Source organism: Ruminococcus sp. (assembly GCF_019417665.1).
In the GTDB taxonomy this organism is placed as follows: domain Bacteria; phylum Bacillota; class Clostridia; order Oscillospirales; family Ruminococcaceae; genus Ruminococcus_C.
In genome coordinates this window covers 1-25474 of sequence record NZ_DXUU01000035.1, presented here as the reverse complement: position 1 = coordinate 25474, position 25474 = coordinate 1, and the positions used below count along the sequence as shown (strand labels likewise).

At 42.9% G+C, this 25474-nt stretch carries 25 protein-coding genes; 22 read left to right on the top strand and 3 right to left on the bottom strand.

The window, feature by feature from the left end; translation table 11 throughout:
- Positions 1-42 precede the first annotated feature (42 nt).
- A complete protein-coding gene (locus tag QZ375_RS09735) occupies positions 43-1014 on the bottom strand; it encodes a Gfo/Idh/MocA family oxidoreductase (protein WP_226943511.1) in 972 nt (323 codons plus the stop codon).
- A 113-nt stretch (positions 1015-1127) separates the two neighbouring features.
- On the opposite strand from QZ375_RS09735, the gene QZ375_RS09730 reads away from it, so the two are divergent.
- The 13 genes from QZ375_RS09730 to QZ375_RS09670 all read left to right on the top strand — a co-directional run bounded on the left by QZ375_RS09730 (position 1128) and on the right by QZ375_RS09670 (position 11928).
- Positions 1128-2393 (top strand): phage portal protein, encoded by a 1266-nt coding sequence (locus tag QZ375_RS09730; protein WP_295218438.1) that lies wholly within the window; start codon positions 1128-1130, stop codon positions 2391-2393.
- Positions 2374-3417, top strand: coding sequence for a phosphoadenosine phosphosulfate reductase family protein (locus QZ375_RS09725; protein ID WP_295218435.1), 1044 nt, complete (start codon positions 2374-2376; stop codon positions 3415-3417). The genes QZ375_RS09730 and QZ375_RS09725 overlap by 20 nt, the downstream gene beginning before the upstream one ends.
- On the top strand, positions 3386-4177 hold the full coding sequence (locus QZ375_RS09720) for a head maturation protease, ClpP-related (RefSeq protein ID WP_295218432.1): 792 nt from the start codon (positions 3386-3388) through the stop codon (positions 4175-4177). The genes QZ375_RS09725 and QZ375_RS09720 overlap by 32 nt, the downstream gene beginning before the upstream one ends.
- A 16-nt stretch (positions 4178-4193) precedes the next feature.
- Positions 4194-5405, top strand: coding sequence for a phage major capsid protein (locus tag QZ375_RS09715; protein WP_295218429.1), 1212 nt, complete (start codon positions 4194-4196; stop codon positions 5403-5405).
- 22 nt (positions 5406-5427) lie between these two features.
- Entirely contained in the window at positions 5428-5700 is a 273-nt protein-coding gene (locus QZ375_RS09710) for a head-tail connector protein (protein WP_295218426.1), read from the top strand.
- Entirely contained in the window at positions 5700-6053 is a 354-nt protein-coding gene (locus QZ375_RS09705) for a phage head closure protein (RefSeq protein WP_295218424.1), read from the top strand. The genes QZ375_RS09710 and QZ375_RS09705 overlap by 1 nt, the downstream gene beginning before the upstream one ends.
- Positions 6040-6408, top strand: a complete 369-nt coding sequence (locus QZ375_RS09700) for an HK97 gp10 family phage protein (protein ID WP_295218422.1) — start codon at positions 6040-6042, stop codon at positions 6406-6408. The genes QZ375_RS09705 and QZ375_RS09700 overlap by 14 nt, the downstream gene beginning before the upstream one ends.
- A complete protein-coding gene (locus QZ375_RS09695) occupies positions 6405-6722 on the top strand; it encodes a hypothetical protein (RefSeq protein WP_295218419.1) in 318 nt (105 codons plus the stop codon). The genes QZ375_RS09700 and QZ375_RS09695 overlap by 4 nt, the downstream gene beginning before the upstream one ends.
- Before the next feature lie 3 nt (positions 6723-6725).
- The gene (locus QZ375_RS09690) at positions 6726-7349 is read left to right on the top strand and encodes a major tail protein (RefSeq protein WP_295218416.1); all 624 of its coding nucleotides are present in this window, start codon (positions 6726-6728) and stop codon (positions 7347-7349) included.
- Between the two features lie 11 nt (positions 7350-7360).
- Positions 7361-7741, top strand: coding sequence for a hypothetical protein (locus QZ375_RS09685; protein ID WP_295218414.1), 381 nt, complete (start codon positions 7361-7363; stop codon positions 7739-7741).
- 246 nt (positions 7742-7987) lie between these two features.
- Entirely contained in the window at positions 7988-8254 is a 267-nt protein-coding gene (locus tag QZ375_RS09680) for a type II toxin-antitoxin system prevent-host-death family antitoxin (RefSeq protein ID WP_295218412.1), read from the top strand.
- Positions 8247-8564 carry a type II toxin-antitoxin system RelE/ParE family toxin gene (locus QZ375_RS09675; protein WP_295218409.1) on the top strand — a complete coding sequence of 106 codons (318 nt, stop codon included), beginning with the start codon at positions 8247-8249 and terminating at the stop codon, positions 8562-8564. Before QZ375_RS09680 ends, QZ375_RS09675 begins: the two co-directional genes overlap by 8 nt.
- Positions 8565-8670: 106 nt before the next feature.
- Positions 8671-11928, top strand: coding sequence for a phage tail tape measure protein (locus tag QZ375_RS09670; RefSeq protein ID WP_295218406.1), 3258 nt, complete (start codon positions 8671-8673; stop codon positions 11926-11928).
- Between the two features lie 60 nt (positions 11929-11988).
- On the opposite strand, the gene QZ375_RS09665 is transcribed toward QZ375_RS09670, so the two are convergent.
- On the bottom strand, positions 11989-12792 hold the full coding sequence (locus QZ375_RS09665) for a PfkB family carbohydrate kinase (RefSeq protein ID WP_295218402.1): 804 nt from the start codon (positions 12790-12792) through the stop codon (positions 11989-11991).
- Between the two features lie 97 nt (positions 12793-12889).
- Between QZ375_RS09665 and QZ375_RS09660 the strand changes: the two genes are divergently transcribed.
- From QZ375_RS09660 to QZ375_RS09620, 9 genes are all read left to right on the top strand, one after another.
- A complete protein-coding gene (locus tag QZ375_RS09660; RefSeq protein WP_295218400.1) occupies positions 12890-13765 on the top strand; it encodes a phage tail domain-containing protein in 876 nt (291 codons plus the stop codon).
- Positions 13766-13768: 3 nt separating this feature from the next.
- Complete coding sequence (locus QZ375_RS09655; protein ID WP_295218398.1) at positions 13769-14839, top strand: siphovirus ReqiPepy6 Gp37-like family protein; 1071 nt, start codon at positions 13769-13771, stop codon at positions 14837-14839.
- A 4-nt stretch (positions 14840-14843) separates the two neighbouring features.
- A complete protein-coding gene (locus QZ375_RS09650) occupies positions 14844-16220 on the top strand; it encodes a leucine-rich repeat domain-containing protein (RefSeq protein WP_295218396.1) in 1377 nt (458 codons plus the stop codon).
- On the top strand, positions 16220-17683 hold the full coding sequence (locus QZ375_RS09645; protein WP_295218394.1) for a hypothetical protein: 1464 nt from the start codon (positions 16220-16222) through the stop codon (positions 17681-17683). The genes QZ375_RS09650 and QZ375_RS09645 overlap by 1 nt, the downstream gene beginning before the upstream one ends.
- A 5-nt stretch (positions 17684-17688) precedes the next feature.
- Positions 17689-18129, top strand: coding sequence for a phage holin family protein (locus tag QZ375_RS09640; protein ID WP_295218392.1), 441 nt, complete (start codon positions 17689-17691; stop codon positions 18127-18129).
- A gap of 1 nt (position 18130) precedes the next feature.
- The gene (locus QZ375_RS09635) at positions 18131-19117 is read left to right on the top strand and encodes a peptidoglycan recognition family protein (RefSeq protein ID WP_295218390.1); all 987 of its coding nucleotides are present in this window, start codon (positions 18131-18133) and stop codon (positions 19115-19117) included.
- A 452-nt stretch (positions 19118-19569) separates the two neighbouring features.
- Positions 19570-19740, top strand: a complete 171-nt coding sequence (locus QZ375_RS09630) for an SHOCT domain-containing protein (protein ID WP_295218388.1) — start codon at positions 19570-19572, stop codon at positions 19738-19740.
- 78 nt (positions 19741-19818) lie between these two features.
- Positions 19819-21120 (top strand): recombinase family protein, encoded by a 1302-nt coding sequence (locus QZ375_RS09625; protein WP_295218387.1) that lies wholly within the window; start codon positions 19819-19821, stop codon positions 21118-21120.
- Positions 21108-22682 carry a recombinase family protein gene (locus tag QZ375_RS09620; protein WP_295218386.1) on the top strand — a complete coding sequence of 525 codons (1575 nt, stop codon included), beginning with the start codon at positions 21108-21110 and terminating at the stop codon, positions 22680-22682. Before QZ375_RS09625 ends, QZ375_RS09620 begins: the two co-directional genes overlap by 13 nt.
- Before the next feature lie 631 nt (positions 22683-23313).
- Here QZ375_RS09620 and QZ375_RS09615 read toward each other — a convergent pair.
- Positions 23314-24960, bottom strand: coding sequence for an RNA-binding domain-containing protein (locus QZ375_RS09615; RefSeq protein ID WP_295218384.1), 1647 nt, complete (start codon positions 24958-24960; stop codon positions 23314-23316).
- Positions 24961-25474: the final 514 nt, after the last annotated feature.

The following is a 25474-nucleotide window of genomic DNA, read 5'->3' as shown; positions in this document are numbered from 1 at the left end:
TATAAACTGGAATTTAAACGTCATGCTGCTAAGAAATACGTATCATTCAAAAGGATATTTTATGCCCCACAAATCACGAAGATAATCCATCTGTCTCATAATTTCAAGGGTTTCAGAATGCGGCATATCCTTACATTCAGATTCACCATTCATAATTGCATCATGGCAAGCCATAAGCTCATATTCATATCCGTTTATCTGTGACGGAGAAAAAATTTCTTTTACCATTTCATGGTCAGAATTATAAACACGTATTATTTCAGGATTATTTATATTCTGTACAGTGATATATCCCTTTGTTCCATAAATCACACCATTTCTGTCACCTGGAGTTCTAATTGAACTGAAAAGACTTGCAAAACTGCCATTTTCATATTCTATGGATACAGATTCCTGAGCATCAACTCCTGTTTCGAGTTTAATGCAGTTGCCGTTAAGTGATTTGATTTTGTTTCCAAAAATCATTGATGAAAAATTCAGAGGATATATCCCTAAGTCAAGCAAAGTTCCTCCTGCAAGTGATGGATCTCGTAGACGTTTTATATTCTCAATTGGATAGCATAGGCTTGCAGTAACAGAAATTGCATCGCCAATTATTCTACTTTCAATAAGTTCATTTAAAATATATCTGCTCGGCATATATCGTGTCCATATTGCTTCGGCTGCAAGCAATTTTTTTGATTTTGAAATATCAAGAATTTCCTTTGCCTGAAAATAATTTGCTGTAAAAGCTTTTTCAACAAGTATATTTTTACCAGCATTTAAACACATCAATGCCTGTTCATAATGAAATGAATGAGGCGTGGCTATATAAACCAAATCTATATTTTCATCATCAAGCAAATCTTTATATGAACCATATGATTTTTCAAATCTCCATTTTTTAGCAAACCTTGTTGCATTTTCAATACTTCTTGAAGCCGCTGCGTATGGTTTATAATTATCATCAAGACCACTTATAGCAGCAGCCATCTTTTCAGCAATATGACCTATTCCAAGTATAGCAATGTTCATCTTAATTCCTCCCTAAAATCAAATTCCGATTTGTAGAGCAACCGCTCTACATTCTGTTTAGCATATTATACCACACCCATACCTTCAAAGTCAACTGAAAGGAGCTGATTTCTATGGGTATTTTCACAGGACTATTCAAGTCCAGAGATAAGCCACAGAACAGTTACGACAGCCCGTCCTATACATATTTCTTCGGACGAGCCAACAGCGGTAAACGTGTCACCGACAGAACAGCCTTACAGCATATTGCGGTTTATGCCTGCGTGAGAGTGCTGTCGGAGGCAATCGCACAATTACCGCTTCATGTGTACAAATACAACGATAAAGGAAAAGAGCGAGTGCCAAATCACCCGCTTTACTTTTTGCTTCACGACCAGCCTAATCCTGAAATGACATCATTTGTATTCCGTGAAACACTGATGAGCCATCTGCTGATTTACGGCAATGCCTATGCACAGATTATCCGAAACGGCAGAGGTGATGTTATCGGACTGTATCCATTGATGCCCGACAAGATGAAAGTAGACCGTGACGATAAAAACCGCTTGATATATATTTACAGCCGTTATGATGAGCAGAATCCGAATATGAAAGAACAAGGTGACATTGTTCTCTACGCCGACGAAGTACTGCATATTCCAGGACTTGGATTTGATGGATTGGTAGGATATTCTCCGATTGCACTTGCTAAAAATGCAATCGGTATTTCTATAGCCTGCGAGGAGTATGGTGCGTCATTTTTCGGAAACGGAGCATCTCCAAGCGGTGTACTTGAACACCCAGGAGTTATAAAAAATCCGGAGCGTGTGCGTGACGCATGGCAGAGAGCCTATGGCGGCAGAAACGCCCACAAGGTTGCAGTCCTCGAAGAAGGCATGAAATTTACTCCCATTGCAATTCCGAATAATGAGGCTCAGTTCCTTGAAACCAGAAAGTTTCAGATTGAAGAAATCGCAAGGCTATACAGAGTACCTCTCCATATGATTGGCGACCTTGACCATGCCACATTTTCAAATGTTGAACACCTGTCACTTGATTTCGTGAAATACAGCCTTGACCCCTGGATTGTACGTTGGGAACAGGGACTTATGAAAGCATTGCTTACAGATTCTGAAAAAGGACAGTATTTCATTAAATTCAATGTTGACGGATTACTTCGTGGTGATTATGCTTCCAGAATGCAGGGCTATGCCACAGCACGTCAGAACGGCTGGATGTCGGCGAATGACATCCGAGAACTTGAAGATATGAATATGATTCCTGACGAAGAAGGCGGCGACTTGTACCTCTGTAATGGTTCGTTTACAAAACTTTCTGAAGCTGGGGCGGCTTATGAACAGAAGGGCGGTGAAAACAGCAATGAAACATCAGATAAGTGAGCTTTATCAGATGCAGTCCCTGCCCCTTGATATTAAAATACGAATGACAGAAAATCGCATACGGGATTGGTATAATCATTACGGCGGTGATATATACTGCAGTTTCTCAGGCGGAAAGGATTCTGTAGTGCTGCGTGACATTATCAGCAAAACTCCAGGCGTATATGACATTCCGTCAGTCTTTTGTGATACCGGACTTGAATATCCCGAAATCAAAGCCTTTGTTAAAAGCTGTGAAAATGTAACGATTATACGCCCGAAGATGACCTTTCGACAGGTTATCGAAAAATATGGTTATCCTGTCATTTCAAAAGAAGTGGCAAGGCGTGTGCAGTATGCGAAGAAAGCAATTGCTGAAGGACGTGAGGAATCACACGGAGATTACAAAAAGCTGTGCGGTCTTGCAGTTGATAAGAATGGTCAGAAAAGTCAGTATAACTGTGAAAAATGGAAGTACCTACTTGACGCACCTTTTAACTGTTCTTCCGAATGCTGCACTGTTATGAAGAAAAATCCCATGAAACAGTATGAAAAAGAAACAGGCAGGGTTCCTATTGTAGCAACAATGGCTTGTGAAAGTCGTCTCCGAAAAGAACAGTGGCTGATTCATGGCTGCAATGCTTTTGATGCAAAGCGTCCTCGCTCACAGCCTATGTCATTCTGGACAGAACAGGACGTTCTACAATATATTTACACTTACAAAATCCCATACGCCAAAGAGGTATATGGCGATATTTACATAGATGAAAATGGAAAATACAAAACCACAGGCGCAGACCGAACAGGCTGCGTTTTTTGTATGTTTGGCTGTCATCTTGAAAAAGAGCCGAACCGTTTTCAGAAACTGGCGGCAACCCACCCGAAACTGTATAACTATTGTATAGGCGGAGGAACAGATGAAAGCGGCGTGTGGCTTCCGGATAACAAAGGTCTGGGACTTGGAAAGGTTCTGGACTATATTGGCGTAAATTACAAAAAGGAGGAAACCCCAAATGGAGAAATTCTGGAACTGGATAAAGAATGAGGATACAGGAGAAACGGAACTTTATTTTGAAGGTCCTATCTCTGACAGTACCTGGTACGGAGACGAGATCACACCGGGACTATTTAAAGATGAATTAAGCAAGCACCCCGGTAATCTGACAGTCTGGCTCTGCTCGCCAGGCGGCGATGTGTTCGCAGCAAGTCAGATATATACAATGCTCAGAAATCACAAAGGAAAGATTACCGTGAAAATCGACAGCCTTGCGGCATCTGCAGCATCAGTTGTTGCTATGGCAGGTGATGAAACATTTATCTCACCTACAGGTATGCTTATGGTGCATAATCCCAGTACAATTGCAATGGGAAATAAGGCTGAAATGGAGAAAGTTATTACTCTTCTTGATGAAGTAAAGGAATCTATCATCAATGCCTATGAAGAAAAAACACATCTCAGCAGAAATAAAATTGCAAAGATGATGGATGATGAAACCTGGCTTAACGCAAAAAAGGCGCTTCAGCTTGGGTTTGTTGATGGTATTCTTTTTACAGACAAGAAAGATGAGCCACAGGCTGAACCCGATGAGGAGGAAGAAAACGATGAGCCATTGAAAACAGAACCTACAGAAGAACCAGATGAAAATGAGAAAGAACAGAAACCGGACAAGCAAAGAAAAACTCCCGATTCTATGATTTATTCTCCCTCAAAAACTACTGCATCACTGATGCAGAAAATATCCGCATCTGCACAGCAAGGTGTGCCCATAAATCAGCTGGATAAACGTCTGGCATTACTGAAATAACAAGGAGGAATTTTTTATGACTATTAAAGAACTGAGAGAAAAAAGAGCAAAGGCTTGGGACGATGCAAGAGACTTTCTTGACTCCAAGCGTAACGACAGTGGCCTGCTTTCCGAAGAGGACAGCAAAACTTATGATGATATGGAACAGCAGATTGTGGCTTACGGCAAGGAAATTGAACGTCTTGAACGACAGGAAAAACTTAGCCGAGAGATGAATGCTGCAACGTCTGTACCTCTTGTATCTGCTCCCGGCGCACATACAGAACAGACAGAAAAGACCGGCACTGCATCGGACAGCTACAGCAAAGCTTTCTGGAACAATATCCGCAACCGTAATTTCATTGATGTTCGTAATGATTTACAGATCGGCACTGACTCCGAGGGTGGTTATCTCTGTCCCGATGAATTTGAGAAAAAGTTGATTGACTCACTTGAAGAGGAAAATGTTTTCCGTCCTCTTGCCACAAAAATTCAGACTTCCAGCGGCGACAGAAAAATTCCGGTTATTACCCAGAAGGGCGAGGCATGTTGGATGGAGGAGGAAGAAGCATACACCCTCTCCGATGATGCTTTCGGTCAGATTGCACTTTCTGCATACAAGGTGGGAACTGCTATCAAGATTTCCGAGGAGCTTCTGAACGATTCTGTTTTTGACCTGCCCAGTTACATTGCTAAGGAATTTGCCCGCAGAATCGGCACCAAGGAGGAAGATGCATTCCTTATCGGTGACGGCAAGGGCAAACCTACCGGTATTTTTGCCGCAACAGGCGGTGCGGAGAACGGTGCGACTTCAGCCGGGGCAGCTATCACTTTTGACGATATGATGGAACTTTTCTATTCTCTGAAAAGTCCATATCGCAAAAAGGCTGTATGGTTGCTGAACGAGCAGACATTGAAAGCACTCCGCAAGATTAAGGATAATAACGGAAATTATTTGTGGCAGCCTTCCGTTTCACAGGGCATTCCCGATACTATTCTGAACAGACCTTATGTGACCTCTGTGTATGCACCAACACCCGATGCCGGAAATAAGGCTATTGCATTTGGTGACATGAGTTATTACTGGATTGCCGACAGACAGGGACGTTCCCTTAAACGTCTGAATGAGTTGTTTGCAATGAACGGACAGATTGGTTTCCTAGCGTCGCAGCGTGTTGACGGAAAGCTGATTCTCCCAGAAGCTGTAAAGACATTGACTATCAAGGGCACATCCACAACAAAGGCATAATAGCAGAAAGGGGCTGGAGTGGGTGGTAACATTACAAGAGGCAAAAAATTATCTTCGTGTAGATCACTGCGAGGATGACAAGCTGATTCAGGACTTACTTCTGACAGCGAAAAAGCTGTGCATGGACGTAGGCAGAATGGACGAAGAAGAGCTTACACAAAATGAAGATACGGTGCGGACGGCTATGCTGTTCGCACTTGGCTATCTTTATGAAAACCGCAATACAGCGGATTATAAAAAGTTGACGCTAACGCTCCGTTCTATTCTTTTTGCACAGCGTGAGGGGGTAATCTGATGGAAATCGGAAATCTTAATCAGCGAATCACCATTCTGGAGCACAACACGAAAATTGACAGCATCGGCAACCACAAGGCACAGTGGGAGGAATTATTCTCCTGCTGGGCTGCTGTCAATGTAAAATCTTCTTCTGAAACCACAGAAGCGGGCGTGACTAAAGAGGTTATCTCTCTGGAATTTACTGTGCGGCAGACACCGGATACCATGCGTATCAATTCCACAACCCACAAGATTCTGTTCCGTGGGCTGACCTATAACATAGACGGCGTTCTGCCGAATTACAAATCACTGGACTATATGAAAATTGTTGCAGGGACAAGAAAGGCTGGTGATTGCGATGACTTCTGTTGACGATATGGCATCTGAGATCATGAAAGGATTGCAGGAATATGCAGACCTTGCAGATACAGAAATGAAAAAGGCAGTCCGGAAAACTGCTACGGAAGTCAAGAAAGAGATATCTTCCAATGCCCCGAAAGACACTGGTGCTTATTCAAAAAGCTGGACAACGAAAAAGGTCAGTGAGAACAGTCATTCACTTGAAATGACGGTGCATTCCAAAAATCGCTATCAGCTTGCACATTTGCTGGAGCATGGTCATGCCAAACGTGGCGGCGGTCGTGTTGCTGCCCGACCGCATATTGCTCCGGCTGAACAGAACGGTGAAGAATTACTGGAGAATCTTATCAGAAAGGCATTATCATGACCTATGAAGAAATCAACGAAATGATACAGGAAATTGGACTACCCTTTTCTTACCATCATTTTGCCGAGGGAGAAAGTCCGAATCCTCCGTTTCTGCTTTTTCTTTCTCCGGGAGAGCATACATTCGGCGCAGATAATCTGATGTATCACAGTTTTAAGATGCTGGATATCGAATTGTACACCGATGAAAAATCCCCGGAAACGGAAGAGCGTGTGGAGGATATTTTAAGACAGCATCATATTTTTTACAACAAATCTGAGGTATGGATTGAGTCAGAAAAGCTCTATGAAGTACTTTACGAAACGGAGGTTTGATTTATGGCAAAGAAAAGAAACAAGGTGAAATTTGGCTTGTCCAATGTGCATTGGGCAAAGATTATCCAATGGGGCGAAGATTCTGATGGAAACAAGACGGTGCCGGCATATGGCGAATCCGTAAGCCTTCCTGGTGCAGTTTCATTGTCTATTGATGCCAACGGCGGCAACGAAAATTTCTATGCCGACAATGGGGTGTATTACGTCATCAATAACAATTCCGGTTATGAGGGCGATCTCGAAGTGGCGCTTGTTACCACAGAATTTGCCACAGAAATTCTTGGTGAAATTCTGGATAACCATGGTGTGCTTGTAGAACAGAATGATGCAGAACCTGCGCAGTTTGCATTGATGTTTGAGTTCTCCGGTGACAAGCACAAGATTCGTCACGTCCTCTACTGCTGCAGTGCAAGCCGTCCTGCAACAGAAGGGCAGACAACAGAAGATTCTACTGAGGTTAAGACAGAAACACTGTCTCTCACAGCAACGGCACTTCCGACAGGCTTGGTGAAGGCGAAAACCTGTGAAGAAACAGACGAAACCACCTACAACAACTGGTATAAAATGCCGTATAATCCGGATACATCTGTGAAGACCACGACAACAACGACCACAACGAAATCGTAAGGGGTGATTCTATGGCAATCAAGAAAAATATTCTGGTGGACGGGATAGAAGTACCATTTAAGGCAAGCGCTGCAGTGCCAAGATTATACCGTCTGAAATTGGGAAGAGACATTTACAAGGATTTTGCTGCACTACAGAAATCTGTATCCGAAGGTGATACTGATAACTCCGGACTGGACATTGAGAGCCTTGAAGTCTTTGAGAATATCGCCTATATCATGGCAAAACACGCTGACCCTGACAATGTTCCTTCCTCTCCGGATGATTGGCTTGAGAAATTTAACACGTTCAGTATTTATGAAATTCTCCCACAACTGATTGAACTTTGGGGACTGAACATCGAAACGCAGGTGGAATCTAAAAAAAACATCGCCCGATTGACAGAGAAATGACGACACCGCTTTTTCTGTTGCGATGTGTGCAATTAGGTCTGTCAATAGGCGATCTGGAATTGTTGACGATTGGGCTGGTGAATGATATGTTTACCGAACGGGAGAATGATGATGTGAAGTATGATTATAAGGCACAGCAGTCTGACTTCGATCAATTTTAAGTGAAATTCGCAGTAAAACTTGATGTTGACTTTTGCGTAAAAATCGGTTATAATAGAAGTAACCTAAAAGAAAGGGCGTGTTTCTATGCCGACGATTAAACCGATTTCCGATTTAAGAAACTATTCCGCTGTTTTACAGGATGTTGCTTTCGGCGCACCTGTTTATCTGACGAAAAACGGCAGAGGTTGCTATGCAATTGTTGATATCGCTGAACAGGAAGAATATGAAAAGACAAAGGCTGCCCTTCGTCTGATGTGCGAGCTGGAAAAAGGCAGAAAAGCCGGTGAAGAACAGGGATGGCTATCATCCGATGATGTAAGGGAACATTTCAGGAGAAAATCAAATGGCTGAGATACATTATTCCCCGATTGCACTGAATGACCTTGATGAAATCTGGACATATATTTCTCAGAGCCTTTGCAATCCTATTGCTGCACAGAATACGATTGATGGTATCATGAATGCTGTGGATATGCTGGCAGAGCAACCTGAAATGGGTACGCCGCTTTATTTTCTTTCTGGATTGAACAGCGGCTATCGTTATGTCATCCACGGAAACTATATGGCATTTTATCGCACAAACAGAACTGATGTATACATCGACAGAGTCCTCTATGGCAAAAGCGATTATATGCGTGTTCTTTTTAAGGACGAAGAATAAACAATTTCATCATTATAAAAGCATCGCTCCGGCGGTGCTTTTTATATACATTCAAGAGCCGAAACAGGCTCTTTTTTTCATGCCCTCACAGAGGAGGTGAAGTCGCATGGCAAACAGAATCAAGGGCATCACAGTCGAGATCAACGGTGACACCACCAAGCTTTCCAAGGCACTGGAAGGTGTCAACAAAAATATCCGCACTACCCAGACACAGCTGAAAGACGTGGAAAAGCTGCTGAAACTGGATCCAAGTAATACAGAATTACTCTCCCAGAAGCAGAAGCTGTTAGCCGATGCGGTTTCCTCCACAAAAGAAAAACTGGAAACCCTCAAAACTGCGGCAGAACAGGCAAATACAGCCCTTGCAAACGGCGAAATTTCACAGGAACAATACGATGCCCTCCAGCGTGAAATCATCGAAACGGAACAGGAACTGCGGAATCTGCAAACAGAAGCGGATAAAACAAATACAGCATTTGCGAAAATCGGTGCAGCTGGTGAAGTAATGCAGAATGTTGGTGACAAGATTTCCGGTGCAGGTGAAAAACTGCTCCCTGTGACTGCCGGAATCACTGCACTGGGAACCGTTGCGGTCAAAACTGGCGCAGACTTCGATGCTGCCATGAGCAAGGTCGCCGCTGTATCTGGTGCGACTGGTGATGATCTGCAGGCCTTACGAGATAAAGCACGTGAAATGGGTTCCCAGACGAAATTTTCTGCTTCTGAGGCAGCCGAAGCTATGAACTACATGGCAATGGCAGGCTGGAAAACAGAGGATATGCTTTCCGGCATCGAAGGTGTCATGAATCTTGCTGCTGCATCGGGAGAAGATTTAGCCACTACCTCTGATATTGTAACTGACGCATTGACCGCTTTCGGATTGACTGCTGCCGACAGTGCTCATTTTGCTGATGTTCTGGCAGCGGCGAGTTCCAACGCCAACACCAATGTGAGCATGATGGGTGAAACCTTTAAGTACGCTGCCCCGGTTGCTGGTTCTCTTGGCTTTTCTGTAGAAGATACAGCAGAGGCGATCGGTTTGATGGCAAACGCTGGAATCAAGTCCACTCAGGCAGGAACATCATTGCGCTCTATTATGACAGCCCTTGCAGGCGATGTGAAATTCTGCGGTGAATCCATTGGTGAAGTTGAAATTCAAACCACCAACGCAGACGGCAGTATGCGTGAACTATTCGATATTCTGGCTGATTGCAGAGTTGCTTTTGCCGGACTTTCTGAATCAGAACAGGCGTCCGCTGCACAGGCTCTTGTGGGCAAAAATGCAATGTCCGGTTTCCTTGCTCTCATGAACGCTGCTCCTGCGGACATTGACAAGCTATCCGGTGCAATTTCTGACTGTGACGGCACGTCTCTTTCCATGGCAGAAACCATGCAGGACAACCTTGCCGGACAGCTGACCATTCTGAAATCTCAGCTGGAAGAACTGGCGATTTCTTTTTCGGATATTCTGATGCCTGCCATTCGTTCCATTGTTTCCCATATTCAAGGATTGGTGGATAAGCTGAATCAGTTAGACCCGCAAACGAAAGAAACCATTGTGAAAATTGCTCTGGTGGCGGCAACTCTGGGACCCATGCTCATTGTATTGGGAAAAACTATTTCAGGAGTAGGCAGTATTCTGTCTCTTGTATCAAAAGCACCTGCTGCGATTGGTGCAGTCAAAGGCGGAATTACCGCTGTGACTGGTGCTCTAGGCGTTTCTCTGGGAACAATTCTTGCTGTTGTTGCGGCAATTGCGGCTCTTGTAGCGGCATTCATGCACCTATGGAAAACAAATGAGAACTTCAAAAATAACATTCTTGGTATCTGGGAACAAATCAAGAGTACATTTTCCGGTTTGACGCAAGGCATCACCGACCGCATCAATGCGCTTGGATTCAACTTTGAAAGTTTCACCGATATGCTGAAAGCAGCATGGGATGCGTTATGTAATTTGCTTGCCCCTGTGTTTGAGGGCGTATTTCAGAACATTGCAAATATTTTCTCTGAGATATCCGGAATCATTCTGGGACTGCTGGATGTATTTATTGGTCTGTTTACCGGCAACTGGAGTCAGTTGTGGGACGGCATTAAAGGCATATTTACTTCCATCTGGAACTTTATTGTGTCAACGTTTACCAACATTCTGAATACCCTGAAAGGCATTGCCGATGTGGTGCTGGGGTGGTTCGGTACAAGCTGGGATGAGGTATGGACTTCTATCAGGGACTTCTTTGTGAATATCTGGACGAGTATTTCCACGTTTTTTACCGGAATTGTTATGGGTATCCGAGACTTTTTCGTCAACATCTGGACTGGAATCTACACTTTTTTCAGCAATATTTTCAATGCCATCTATACGATCGTTTCCACAGTATTCCAGACCATTTACAACACCATTATGACTGTCTGGAACAGCATTTATGAAACCATTGCACCTCTTCTGGATGCATTCAAGTACCTGTTTGAAACGATATTTCAGGCGATTCAGATTCTTATCGGCATGGCGATGGACTGGATTTCGGAGAAAATTTCCGCTATCTGGAATGCCATTGTTGCCTTTCTTACTCCAATTTTAGAGGGCATTAAGACTACTTTTGAAACCATATGGAACGCTATTAAAAGCGTCATTGATACAGTGCTTGGTGCAATTCAGTCCGTGATAACTTCGGTCTGGAATGCGATTTATGGCTTTTTGAGTCCCATTCTGAACAGCATCAAAAGCGTGGTTTCTTCTGTTTGGGATTCTATTTCCAGCAAGATTTCAAGCATCATGAACACCATCAAATCCACGATTTCCAACATCTGGGACAGCATTAAAAGCGCTGTTTCCACAAAGGTCAGCGGCGTGAAAACTGCCATTCAGGACGGATTTCAGGCGGCGGTTGACTGGATCAAGGGGCTTGCTTCTGATGCGTGGAATTGGGGTGCAGACATTATCAGCGGTATCATTGACGGTATCAAGAGTATGATAAGCAATCTGGCAGATACGGTCACTGGTGTGGCAGACACCATTCGTGATTTCCTGCACTTTTCCGTACCGGACAAAGGTCCGTTGACGGATTACGAAAGCTGGATGCCAGACTTTATGAAAGGTCTGGCTGAGGGTATCAATAAGAGCAAGAAGTATGTGGAAAAGGCGGTCGGTGGTGTTGCTCAGGCAATGCAGCTGACTATGGATTCTGATTTGAATTACAGCTTGAACGGTATCTCCGGTGCGGCTCTGAATAGCAGTTCCGGCGGTACGGTCAACAACTACTACAATAACGACAACAGCCGGACAGTGAATCAGACCAATAATAGTCCGAAGTCGCTGTCACGGCTGGAGATTTATCGGTTGACGAGGAATGCACTGAATACTTAAAAAGGAGCGATTTGAGTCGCTTCTTTTTCTCGGTAAATCAGAAGTTGTGTTTCTGATTATTCAGAATCCACCGTAATGTTTTAAGGTTTCTGCTGCAATTTCGGAACCGACATTCATAGCCTTTTCAATATTATTTTCGAGCATATATGAGCAGACAAATCCGGCGTGATAGCTGTCACCACAACCGGTCGTGTCAATTATGCGTTCAACTTTCACAGCTTGCACTTTGAATTCCTGTCCATTAAAGTATGTAACGCTTCCACGTTCTGCAAGTGACACGTTGAACAGGCAACGGTATTTATTCGATAATTCTTTGAACTTCGGCAGGAGTTCTTCCGAGCCGCTTATCATAAAGAAATCAACATGCGGAGCAAATCGTTCCATATCTGCAAAATCTCTATATATATCAAAATCTACCGCAAGCTTAAAGCCAAGAGTTTCCTTCAGTTCAACTACTTGCGAAAAACACGAAGCCCAGAAATGGACAAAGACTACATCGGACCTTGATAAGATTTTGATTTCATTATCATTCAGTACGATGTTATCGAGAATTTTTCCGTTCCATGAATCATCTTTATAATACCTATCGCCCGATTCTGTAAGGTAAGTCATATTATTTGCAGTCTGATACCTTTCATCAATGCGTATATGGTTTTTATCAATATCAAGCTTTGATATTGAATCCATTATCGCTTCTGCATATTTATCTTTTCCGACAACACCAAGAAGCGTAACATCTATATCCTTAAAGTGCGAGGCATGAGCAGCAAAATTCAATGCTTCTCCTCCCGGTCTGATTATTTCAGTACCGTAAAAAACATCTGCACATATACAAGGAAGTGCAGTCAGCTTAATTTTATTCATTATATCACCTCACAAATTCCGATTTTGCGTAGAGAACCTACGTCTCTGTTGTCTCTATTATACATCATCAAACACAAAATGTAAAGGGGTGCATCCCATGTTTTATACCCTGATTTTAGAAAACCAATCCGGCGAACAGCTAAACCTTACCGCCACCGCCAACCAATACATGACCTCAAAAATTGACGGCTTGAATCCTCCTGCCGGAACAATCAGCACCTCCACTTATGCAGGAATGGATGGCTCATATCTCAACAATGCCTTTATCGAAAAAAGAAATGTGGTTATCTCCTTTCAGATGCGTGGGATTGATATTGAAAAACGTAGACATCTGCTGTATCGTGTAGTCAAGCCGTCCCGATATATCAAGGTTTTCTACAAGACTGCCGGAATAGATGTCTACACCGAGGGCTATGTGGAAACCTGTGAGATCAGCAACTTCGATACCTTCACAAGTGGACAAATCAGCATTATCTGCCCTGACCCATATTGGTACAGCACTTCTGCTGTCTATGCCTACTATAGCCAAGTGACTGGAGCATTTCATTTTCCCTTTCCGGAAAGTGATACTCCTTTTCCTCTGGGCATTTACAGTATCACAGATAACATCATCATACAGAATGACGGCGATGAAACAGGATTCACAATCCGCATAGAAGCCTCTGCTGATGAAACTGTGCCGGAAATTGCGGCAGTTACACCCACAATTTACAATGCTGATACCGGAGAATATCTGCAAATCAAAGGCGAAATCCTGAAAGGAGATGTCATCACGATTACAACTAAAACAGGAAATAAAACAGTCATCCTCACCCGTAACGGTGTGGACAGCAATATCATCAACCGACTGGTATCCGGTTCTACATGGCTTTCTCTGCGTGAGGGCAAAAATACATTTCATGTGCAGGCAGTGCGTGGTGTGAAAAATCTGAAAGTCACGCTGATGCACAGAAATGCGTTTTTGGGGGTGTAAAAAATGCAGATTGAAATTTACGGCTTATCAGCAAACGAAAAGCAGATTTCCGTTGAGCTTATGGCAGTCTGCGACAGTTTTTCTTCTCTGCTATGGGACGTGGAATTTTACCAATGCGGTTCATTTGAAGTGTACATTGCTGCCAATCCACAGAACGTTGAGGTTTTTCAGTTGGGCAGAATTGTAGGACGTGATGATGATAGTGAGCATTTCGGTATTATTGAATCGGTGAAAATTGAAACTGATTCTGAAGACGGCGATTACCTTACTGTTTCGGGCAGATTTCTCACTTGCCTGCTGGAGCGAAGAATTATTTATCCGTCCTTTTCAGCGAACAACACCTACGAGAATGTTGTTCGGGGTGTGTTATCACGGAATGCCATTTCTGCCGGAGTTCGTAATATTCCGGGCCTTTCTATGGGAACAATCAGCGGTATGTGTTGGCAGGGCAAAACAAGACTGCAGGTCAGCTACGATAATCTGATGGAATGGCTGTACACCATCTGTGAAACCATTGGCGGATCAATAAATATCCGCATAGACGGCAATATGCTGAAATGCGATTTGTTTGAAGGAACGGATAGAAGTATTCTTCAGTCTGAAAATCCACATATCGTTTTCTCTGATTCATACAACAATCTGCTTTCATTTTCCTATGCTGCGGATTCTTCCGTTCAGAAGAATTTCGCATATATTTTCGGCAGTGGTGAAGGGAGTGCAAGAAAGCGGACAACATATTATTCCGGTTCAGAGCCAACCTATCTTGACCGCTATGAAGTGTATGTGGACAAGAGGGATTTGTCACAAGATGAAGAAGTCAGCGATGCAGAATATCTGGAGCTATTAAAAGAATCCGGTGCAGAAAATATGGTTTCTCCGGAGACGGCATCTGAATCCACTATTGCCGCATTTTCCACCCAGTATCAGTACAACAAGGATTACTTTGTCGGCGATTATGTAACAGTGGAGCATAAACGTTTTGGCTTGATTCAGCCGAAAATACAGCTGATTGGCATGATCGAAAGTTTTGACCAGAATGGTCGAAGTTTAACACCAACATTCAAAGGAGTATGATTTTATGGCATTTTCATATGGATTTTTCAATGCAAAGAATCTGGACAGGGTGTATACCGCAGAAGATTTCACAAGCTACCTGTCCAGTCTGATCTGCAATGGTATTCTTGATACATACGGAGATAACTTTTCAGTGACCGCAAGTGGTAATTTATCCGTTGTTATCGGCACAGGAAAGGCATGGATTGACGGTCATTATTTCATCAACGACATGGCGTATACCCTTGATCTGCGGCAGTATGTTGATGAATCTCTGAGCCGTTATGTGACCATAGGCATCAGTTGTGATGTGAGTGATTCTGTTCGTGCCTGCAAGCTGGAAGTGAAGTCCGGCACGGCAGCAACTTCTCCGTCTGTTCCTGTTTTTGAAAATACAGATACAAAGACCTATCTGACACTTGCGTCAGTCCGTTTGAACGGCGGTATCACAAGCATTTCCCAGTCCAATGTCAAAGATTATCGCAGTGATGAGAGCAAGTGTGGCTATGTGAAATGTATTCTTGGAAAATGTCGTGTCTCAGAAATGCTGCTGAAAATGGAACAGATAGACACCCTTCTTGCCGCTTATAACAAGCAGATTTCCGACTTACAGTATACTGTGGACTTGCTGCAAACAAAAGTCGATGACCTTACAGGTGATATTGCAGCAACCGGACAGTGCGGTGGAGATATCTACTATGTACTTTACTCCAACGGAAAATTACTTTTGCGTGGCACAGGTGCTATGTATGATTATAATTCAGACAATCATTCTCCATTCAGAGATAATGAAACCATCAAAACCCTTGTTGTTTCCTCCGGCATTACGCATCTTGGAGAGGATGCGTTTATGGACGCAATCAATTTGACATCTGTTACACTGCCGAACAGTCTGACATCTATTGCAGACAGTGCCTTTATGCAAGGCGATGACCGCATCGGATATGTGCATGGATTGACGAACATCGTTATCCCGGACAAGGTGATCACACTTGGTGGCAGTGCTTTCTGGGGTACGGCGATTACATCTATCACTATTCCTGAAAGTATGACTGCAATCGGCAAATATCTTTGCCGTGACTGCTTGAATCTGACAGAAGCACATATAAATGGGACATTGCTCGGAGCATTTATGTTTACCGGCTGTACGAATCTGAAGACCTTGACCATATCGGCAAAGGTAAAGAGCATTGGTGAATGCGCCTTTACTTACTGCAGCAGTCTTGAAAGTATCAGTTTTTACGGTACTACAAGTCAGTGGGACAGCATTATAAAAGGCAGTAACTGGGACGGACTTTCCGGCATGGATGTCAGCCTTTCCGGACTATCCAAAATCCAGTGTACAGACGGACATTTTGATTATGACAGTTCATCCAAGACATGGAATGAGGTGAATGACTGATGCTGAAATTTTTAGTCAGACAGCAGAAAATTGAAATACTGGAGCGAGAAATCATCGCATCCGACCAGATTGCATTTGTCACGCTGAAGTTCACTTTTGATGGCGATTGGAAGAAGTTCCACAAGGTGGTACAGTTTACGCAGTGCGATGAAACTTACAACAGAGTACTCGGAACGGACGGCTTATCTTGCTTACTGCCTGCGGAGCTTCATGCAGGTGTGGTGAAAATGTCGGTGTTCGGTTATGATGCCGAGAATACGGAGGGACTACGTGCAACGACTGTTCCTGTCACGTTGAATATCCGTCAATCCGGATTTGTGGGAGATGATGACAACAGCCCAATTCCTCCAACACCGGATTTGTACACACAGCTCTTGAAGAAAATAAGTGAGAAAGGAAAAGACGGAAAATCAGCGTATGAAATCGCAGTGGAGAATGGATTTGTTGGAACTGAAACAGAGTGGTTGGAAAGCTTGAAAGGTATTGATGGTAAAGACGGTATCAACGGCAAAGATGGTGCCGACGGTGCACCAGGGCAAGACGGCATTGATGGTCAGAATGGTGCAGATGGTCATGACGGAGTCAACGGAATAGATGGAAAATCCGCCTATGAAATTGCTGTTGCAAATGGTTTTATCGGAACAGAATCTGAATGGCTTGAAAGTTTGCAAGGTAAAGATGGCAGAGATGGAGTTGACGGAAAAGACGGTACTGACGGAACAGACGGCAAATCTGCATACATAATTGCGGTAGAGCATGGATTTACTGGAACAGAAACAGAATGGCTTACCTCTCTGAAAGGTGCTGACGGAAAAGATGGCGCAGACGGACAACCGGGAAAGGATGCATCGGAAGTTGACCTGTCCAATTACGCCACCAAAGATGAATTGCAAAAGCTTGAGGAAAATGCTGTTTATCTGGAGAATCTCATCAAGAACTCAATCTCCGTTAGCTATACTGTTTTGTTTGAAGCAAGTGCAGATGCACTGACCAATTACGGCGAAAATATATACACTTATTACAATGACGGTTATCGTTCACTTGCAGGCTTTGCGGAAAGCTATCCGCATTTCTGCTGTGTCGATAATGACTATGCGCTTTACTTTAACCAGACCGATTTCAGCTGGGCTGGAACAGTATTTGTTCTCTGTCTGACACCAGTTGTTCTGACTTCTTCCATGCATTTGATTCTCAGTTATACAGTAGGGGCATCACAAGAAGCTGAGTTTTATCTGGTGAAGAAAACAGATAAGACAGGCTTAGAACTTGCTCAGTATATCTATGAAGAAATACAGGCAGGCAATGCAGTGGAGTTATCATTCAAATGGCTTTATTCCGATACATATATTTCCGTGATGCAGTCACTGGAAAATGTACCGGATGGAGAATATTATCTTGCCTTTAAAGGCACATCGGATAACTCTCATCCGATGATAAGATCAATCAAATTTATGAAAGGGTGATTTTTATGAAAGAATGGATCTGTATGATTGCAGGCATTGTTGGTGGCTTCATCACCACACTGCTTGGCGGCTGGGATTCTGCACTTGTTACTCTTATTGTATTTATGGGGGTGGACTTCTTTACAGGTGTGGTCACTGCAGCTATGGGCAAATCAAAGCACACTGACAGCGGAGGTTTATCCTCAAAAGCGGGCTGGTTTGGACTTGCAAAAAAGGTCTGCACCTTGCTCCTTATTGCTGTTGCAGTGAGAATGGATATTCTGCTCGGTACAACTTACATTCGTGATGCCGTCTGCATTAGCTTTTGCTTGAATGAGCTGCTGTCTATTGTAGAAAATACATCACTTATGGGAGTTCCTTTTCCGCCCGCAATCAAAAAAGCAATCGATGTTCTGCAAACTAAGGTCGGCAGAATAGAAGAGAAAAACGACAAGGAGGACGAATAATATGGCTATCTTAAAACCTGATAAAACAACAACCCTCGGCGGTGTAACCGTCAACGAGTATTTGCTCACAAACCAAAATCCAAATCATATTGATATGCCCTCTGTATCTATGGAGGGCAAAATTATTGGTATTACTGTTCACAACACCGATTGGATTACAACAGTTGCGGGGACGACTCCTGCCGAACAATACACCAGAGCAACGGTCAACGGTAATATGAATGATGTTAGAGTTCACTATTACGTTGACAACACCTGTGCGTGGCAGAATCTCCCTTTAACGCTTGGCGGCTGGCACGCCGCTGACGGAAGTGGTAACGGCAACCGCAGAACCATTGCGATTGAGTGTATTATGTCTTCCGCATACAATGACAAAGACAAAAAGTCAGAGGACAACTGTGCAAGACTGGCAGCAGCATTGCTGAAAAAGTACAATCTTGACATCAACCACCTTTACACCCACACGCACTGGCTGAATGTCCGTGATGGGAAGTCTGGTACTGTGGATTATCTCAATACAGCGAAAAATTCTTACAAGATGTGTCCACTGTACATTCTGCCGCATTGGGCGGAGTTTAAGAAAAAGGTGCAGTCCTACATGAACTCCGGTTCTTCTGCACCTGCAACAACACAGCTTTATCGTGTCCGCAAAACATGGGATGATGCAAAAAGTCAAATTGGTGCATATGCCTCTTTGGAGAATGCGAAAAAGGCGTGTAAGGCAGGTTACAGTGTTTTTGACAATTCGGGTAAGGTGGCATATTCTGTTGTGAAGTCATATGCCAAAGGCACAAAAGTCACGCTGAACAATGTTACCTTGTATTCGTCCAGCACTGCCAAAACCGGTACAAAGAAATCCGGAACATACTATCTCTATGATGGACAGTCAGTAAACAACAGAATGCGTATTACTACAAAGTCTGAGTACTGCGGCAAAACGCCTGTTGGTTCCTATGTTACCGGCTGGGTAAACAAATCGGATATATGACAAAAGGCTGTCGGTTCGGCAGCCTTTCCTTTTTATGGAGGACATTATGACCAACGCAGACAAAACAAATATTACACATCTCCGTGAACGTGGGTTCAGCTACGGAAAAATTGCTGAAATGCTGAATCTGCGTAAAGAAAGCGTTTCTTCCTACTGCAAGCGACACGGTCTTGGAGGCAGAAAAAAATCGTCCACTGAACCAGTGAGTCTCACCGTTTCCTCTTGCCTTTTTTGCGGTGGTATCGTAGAACAAATACCGCATCGAAAAGCAAAGAAATTCTGCTCCGATGCTTGCCGTATGAAATGGTGGAATCTCCATTCTTCACAGATAGAGCGAAAATCAGAACAGACATTTCTCTGCCCGGTCTGTGGCAAACCATTCTCTGCTTATGCAAGTTCCAACCAGAAATATTGTTCCCGAAAATGTTACGGCAAATCCAAGGAGGCTGCTTATGGAAAAAGAAAAATTTCAGAATCTCTTGCAGTATCAGACTATCATGGGATGGGTTCACGACCTGATGAATGACGGCATCATCACCAAAGCTGAGTACGCTAAAATTGATACAAAGATGCACAAAAAATACGGCTTATCTTCGGATAGTATTTTCCGGCTTTCTGCTTGACTTTTCGCCTGCTTTACGGGAATATGGTAGTGCGGAAAGCCCCTATTTTCCGACAAATCTAAGGGAGATGAAACTTCTATGGAACGAATTGTACAACAGGTAGTTTTTGACCAGCCAAAGGAAATCAGGCTGAAACGTACCGCTGCCTATGCCCGTGTTTCAAGTGGAAAGGACGCCATGCTCCATTCCCTTTCAGCGCAGGTCAGCTATTACAATCAGCTGATCCAGAGCAATCCGGACTGGCTGTTCTGCGGCATTTATGCCGATGAAGCTCTGACCGGAACAAAGGACAACCGTGAGAATTTTCAGAAGATGCTTGCGGAATGCAGAGCCGGGAATATTGATCTCATCATCACAAAATCCATTAGCCGTTTTGCTAGAAATACAGTCACACTTCTGGAAACCGTCCGAGAATTGAAAGACATTGGCGTAGACGTATATTTTGAAGAGCAGCATATCCACTCTATGAGTGCAGACGGTGAACTGATGCTTTCTATTTTGGCAAGCTATGCCCAAGAAGAAAGTTACTCTGCCAGCGAGAATCAGAAATGGCGAATTCGCAGAGATTTTGAACAAGGGAAAATTTGCAGCATCCGGATGCTGGGGTATCGCAGAACAAAAAGCGGTAGTCTGGAAATTGTACCAAAGGAAGCGGAAACTGTTCGGATGATTTTTTCAGACTATCTCTCCGGCATGGGAAAACAAGCGATTGCCAACAAGCTGAATGAAATCGGCATAAAAACAGTCAACGGCTGTGAGTGGACAACTGAGGACATTCGACGAACCTTGAAAAATGAAAAGTATGCCGGAAATATGCTGCTGCAAAAGTCATTCCGGGAGAATCACATTACCAAGCGAAAAATTATAAATAACGGTCAGCTGCCGCAGTATTTCGTAGAAGGCAGCCATCCTGCAATCATTGAGCAGCACATTTTTGACGCAGTTCAGGAACATATGAAAAAGCAGCATGAGCAGTTCACTGCTCCGCAATCCACCGTTGCGTCATATCCTTTTACAGGAAAGATTCAGTGCAGTTGCTGTGGAAAAAAATACCGTAGAAAGAAAACGCCTACTGGTATTGTCTGGATCTGTGCTACATACAACACAAAGGGTAAGAAATACTGCCCTACAGCAAAGCAAATCCCGGAAAATACGTTAACTGACCTTTGTTGTAAAATACTTGGAATACAAGAATTTGATGCCGATATATTGGAGCAGCAAATTGATCAAATCCTTGTTCCAAAGCCGAATGAGCTGATTTTCCTTTTTCATGACGGACATACAATTTCAACACACTGGAAAGATCGTTCCCGCTCCGAAAGCTGGACAGAAGAAATGCGACAAAAAGCAAAGGAGGATGCAAGAAAATGCCGACCGTAACCAAAATCCCAGCAAGGTTTAATCCTGAGACACATCTGCCGGAAATGGCCACACACAGACGTCGGGTTGCCGCCTATGCGAGAGTTTCTACAGACTCCGAAGAACAGCAGACATCTTATGAGGCACAGGTGGATTATTACACAAAATACATACAGGGGCGCAGCGACTGGGAATTTGTTTCCGTGTATACCGATGAGGGCATTTCAGCAACCAATACCAAGCATCGTGACGGATTCAATCGTATGGTTGCAGATGCACTGGACGGAAGAATTGATCTGATCGTAACAAAGTCGGTTTCCCGATTCGCAAGAAATACTGTAGATTCTCTGACCACTGTCCGAAAGCTGAAAGAGAAAAATGTAGAGGTATATTTCGAGAAAGAGAACATTTATACACTGGACAGCAAAGGTGAACTTCTCATCACGATCATGTCCAGTCTGGCACAGGAGGAATCCCGCTCTATTTCTGAGAACGTCACATGGGGACAGCGTAAACGCATGGCTGACGGCAAAGTATCACTCCCCTATGCCAGTTTTCTGGGATACAGAAAAGGTGAAGATGGTTTACCGGAAATTGTACCGGAAGAAGCAAAAATTGTCCGTGACATTTACCGATGGTTTATGCAGGGTATGACAACCGGAAAAATTGCAAAACAACTGATGAAACAAAGCATTCCCTCTCCCAGTGGAAAACAGAAATGGTATGCCAGCACTGTTCAGAGCATCCTGACCAATGAAAAATACAAAGGTTCTGCACTGCTGCAAAAGAAATTTACAGTAGACTTTCTCACGAAAAAGCGTAAGGTCAATGAGGGTGAAGTCCCCCAGTATTTTGTGGAGGACAGCCATCCTGCCATTATTCCTCCAGAGGAATTTGAACTGGTACAGGCTGAAATGATCCGGAGAAAATCAGCAGGAAGAGAATACAGTGGCAGCAGTCCGTTTTCCTCCAAAATCATATGCTCCTGCTGCGGCGGATTTTATGGTGCAAAGGTATGGCATTCGGGCAGTAAATACCAGAGAACCATCTGGCAGTGCAATCATAAATTTCAGAACAGCGAAAAATGCACCACGCCCCATTTATATGAGGATGACATCAAGAAAAGATTCCTGACTGCCTGCGAAAAGGTCATGGAGAATTGGGATTTGTTTATTGAGTCCTGTCAACGAGTTATAGAGCTGCTTTCCGACTGCTCCGCCATTGATTCGGAAATGTCGGAGATTCAGGAACAGCTTTTTCAGAATGAGCAGAAAATCCGTGCGCTGATAACGGAAAATATGAGAAATCCCATAAAACTTGACGAGTATACGGAGAAATACAACATTCTTGATGCAGAACGAAACAAAATGAAAAAACAAATGCTGCATCTCCAGAAGCAGAAAGAGAAACGACTTTCCCGAAGAGAATTTCTAAAGGATATGATCAGTGAAGTTGCCGGTGGTAAGCTGGATATTTCATTTTTCAACGAGAGAGCGTGGAAAATTTTGATTCAGAGTGTGACGGTTCTGGAAGATGGAAAGTTGGTTTTTAGATTTCAGAATGATGTGGAGATTACAGTATAAAATGCGCCCCACTGGGCTGCCAGACTGGAGTTGTCTGGTTGCCTGGTGGGGCTGATTTTACGCTTCTCAGTTAGTGCACCCAAACGGCAATAAAAAAACGATAGCTTTACCCTATCGTTTCAGAATTGAAAAAACTGCACAAATTTTTCTGTCTGAATTTGGTGGCTGTCAAGCTATCGTTTCTTTATTCCGCAATTACGGACTTTCGGGCATAAAAATGTACTCTAATTTTTGTATCAAAATTAGAGTACAAATATGGTTGCGGGAGCCAGATTTGAACTGACGACCTTCGGGTTATGAGCAGTTCTGACATAATTCAAAAGTCTCATGTATTACAATCATTTTTCAGTTTCATATGCTGCTTTCGCCGACGAAATGACGACGCAGATACCGACTGCGCAATACAATTACAAAATGATGTACTCTTTCTGTTGTTCCTTGAAAAGTGTTTCCACACAACATGGAAAACCTTTAAATGAACAGCTTTCGATATCTATCAGCGACTGGTGAGAAAAGTGATATGCTTTTTCCCCTGCTTATGAAATTTGAACTCTCTGTCCTCAACTTGTGACAGTATCAAAAGTGATACAGTTCGACGAATGCTCTTAGACAATACAGCTAACTGACACTTTCACTTCGTTTTATAATAAGCAAATTTCCCCATCCCGATAAGAGACAGCATTCCCTCTTCCGTCATCTTAACAAGCAGACGATATGCCTGACCTTCGTTTAGATGCAAAAGCTGCATAACGTCTTTTCTGGTCACTTTGCCTTGATTACTTTTTGCAAACTTTAAAACAAGCTCCGGATAACGAATCCGGTCAATGCCTGTTTGCCGCACATATCCAATCACATTGTTTGCATTCTTATAAAGTAATGCACTTAGAATATAGGCTCTGTTGTTTCCACTTCCATCTGCTTCCACAAGTCCAGATTCCACTAATTTTTCAACAGTAGTACGCACCTTATACTCATTGATATGGATCATATGTGCAAGTTCCCCAAGTTGCAGTCTTCGATTGGATTTTAGAGCATTTAATATCAGTAATGCATTGATAGACAGTGGTCTGCCGATTTTGCTTTGTTCTTCTGCAATCATTTTGATAAACGCCTTATCCGGCAAACTTTTTGGAATAAACAGATTCACCCGATTCGTATTGGATTCTGAATAATCGGGCAATGATTTTCCATAAGAAAGTGATCCTTCAAAAATACGATCAACACCTCGTCCAGTACGTTCTGCAAGACCAATTCGCTTTAATGCATCAGCAAGTGCAGGATTTCTTCCGTGTGGTTCGGCTGTCAATAAATTTTCAATTGTCACACCCTCAATAAATCCACCTGGATTGCTAATTGTCAAGCCATCATCATCCAATAAAATACGAACGCGTCCTAACATCGTATAATCCCGATGGCAAAAAGCATTTACAAGCGCCTCACGAAATGCTCTCTTATCAAAATACGGAATGGAAATGCGAAACAGCCCTTCTTCCATTTCTTCTGTACGATTTCTGGCATCCATATACGATTCTATTTTCTCAAAAGCCGTTAATATAGGCAGTACAAATGATTCATTTACAACCACATCTGTTCCCTGCAATTCTTGAAATGCTGCTTCAGCAGTCGGAACAAGTGTTGAAAGTCGTTCCCTGCGCCCTATCAGTAACATACCGCAATAGGTAGGAACAAAGACACCGTTTTGCTCTATTGCCAAACGAAGCGCAAGATCTAGTTCTGTATCGTCAAGATCAAGCAAATTTTTCTCACCATGATAATTTCGTATAATATTACGAAGATGTTCTCGTTCTACTGGATCTAAATCTGAATATACCGCCTCAGGAACAGGCTGAGCAGAATAGTCTAGCATACACAAAGAAGAAAGACGTGAATTCATTTCGTATGGGTACATCGGTATATTTTCCGGTTCACCATCTGATTTTATGCGTCTTCTCAAGACTTTTCCATTTGAAGCAGCAACAATAGCAGAATACTTCGGAACTGTTATGATCAAATATTTTTTATCCTCTGCATCAATCAGTTCCGTCTGAACTGCAACAGGCGGAATCGTCTTATTGGCGATAAATGCTGCTAACTTGGAAGGATCCTTATGATATGGATGTAATCCTGTAATATCGCCGTTATCTTCTACACCAAGAAAAAATTTACCACCATTAGTATTGGCAAAAGCAACTACGCTTTCGATTATCACATCATCTGATAATTTTTTCAAATCACTTTTGAACTCAATGGTCATATTCTCTCGAAACCCGATGTTCATTTTAACACTCCTTTTACGCTCGGTAAGCGTTAAATTACATTTATTATAGCACAACCGAGCGTTAAAAACAAGTGTTAAGCGGAACTTTTTTTCTTTTCATTTGAAAAAAAGCACGGATTTTCAAAATATTTTTAGAATCTGATTTAACGCTCGACGCGAGCGTTAAACCGAGCGTTAAGATGACTTGACTTCATTTTTCAACGGTCAAAAATAATGGAGTAAAAGCTTTTCTGAGGTTTTGTATCACAAATCCAAAAAAAAGAAACAAAAAACGAATTCTGTAAAAACTTTTTCTGTTGGGGAATACGAACATCATTACATCGCATTTTTCCGATTAGAATAATAAATAATACCACCTATGCCATCACGGCATAAGTGGCATTGTTTTGAAGTAGTGTTTTTATAGTATCGTGGTACAGGTGGTATCTTTTTAACTGATGGGACTTGCTATTCTATCACATAAGAGCCTGTTCAGTATCTTTACACCAAGTTCTAAAAGAAGTATAATAAAAAG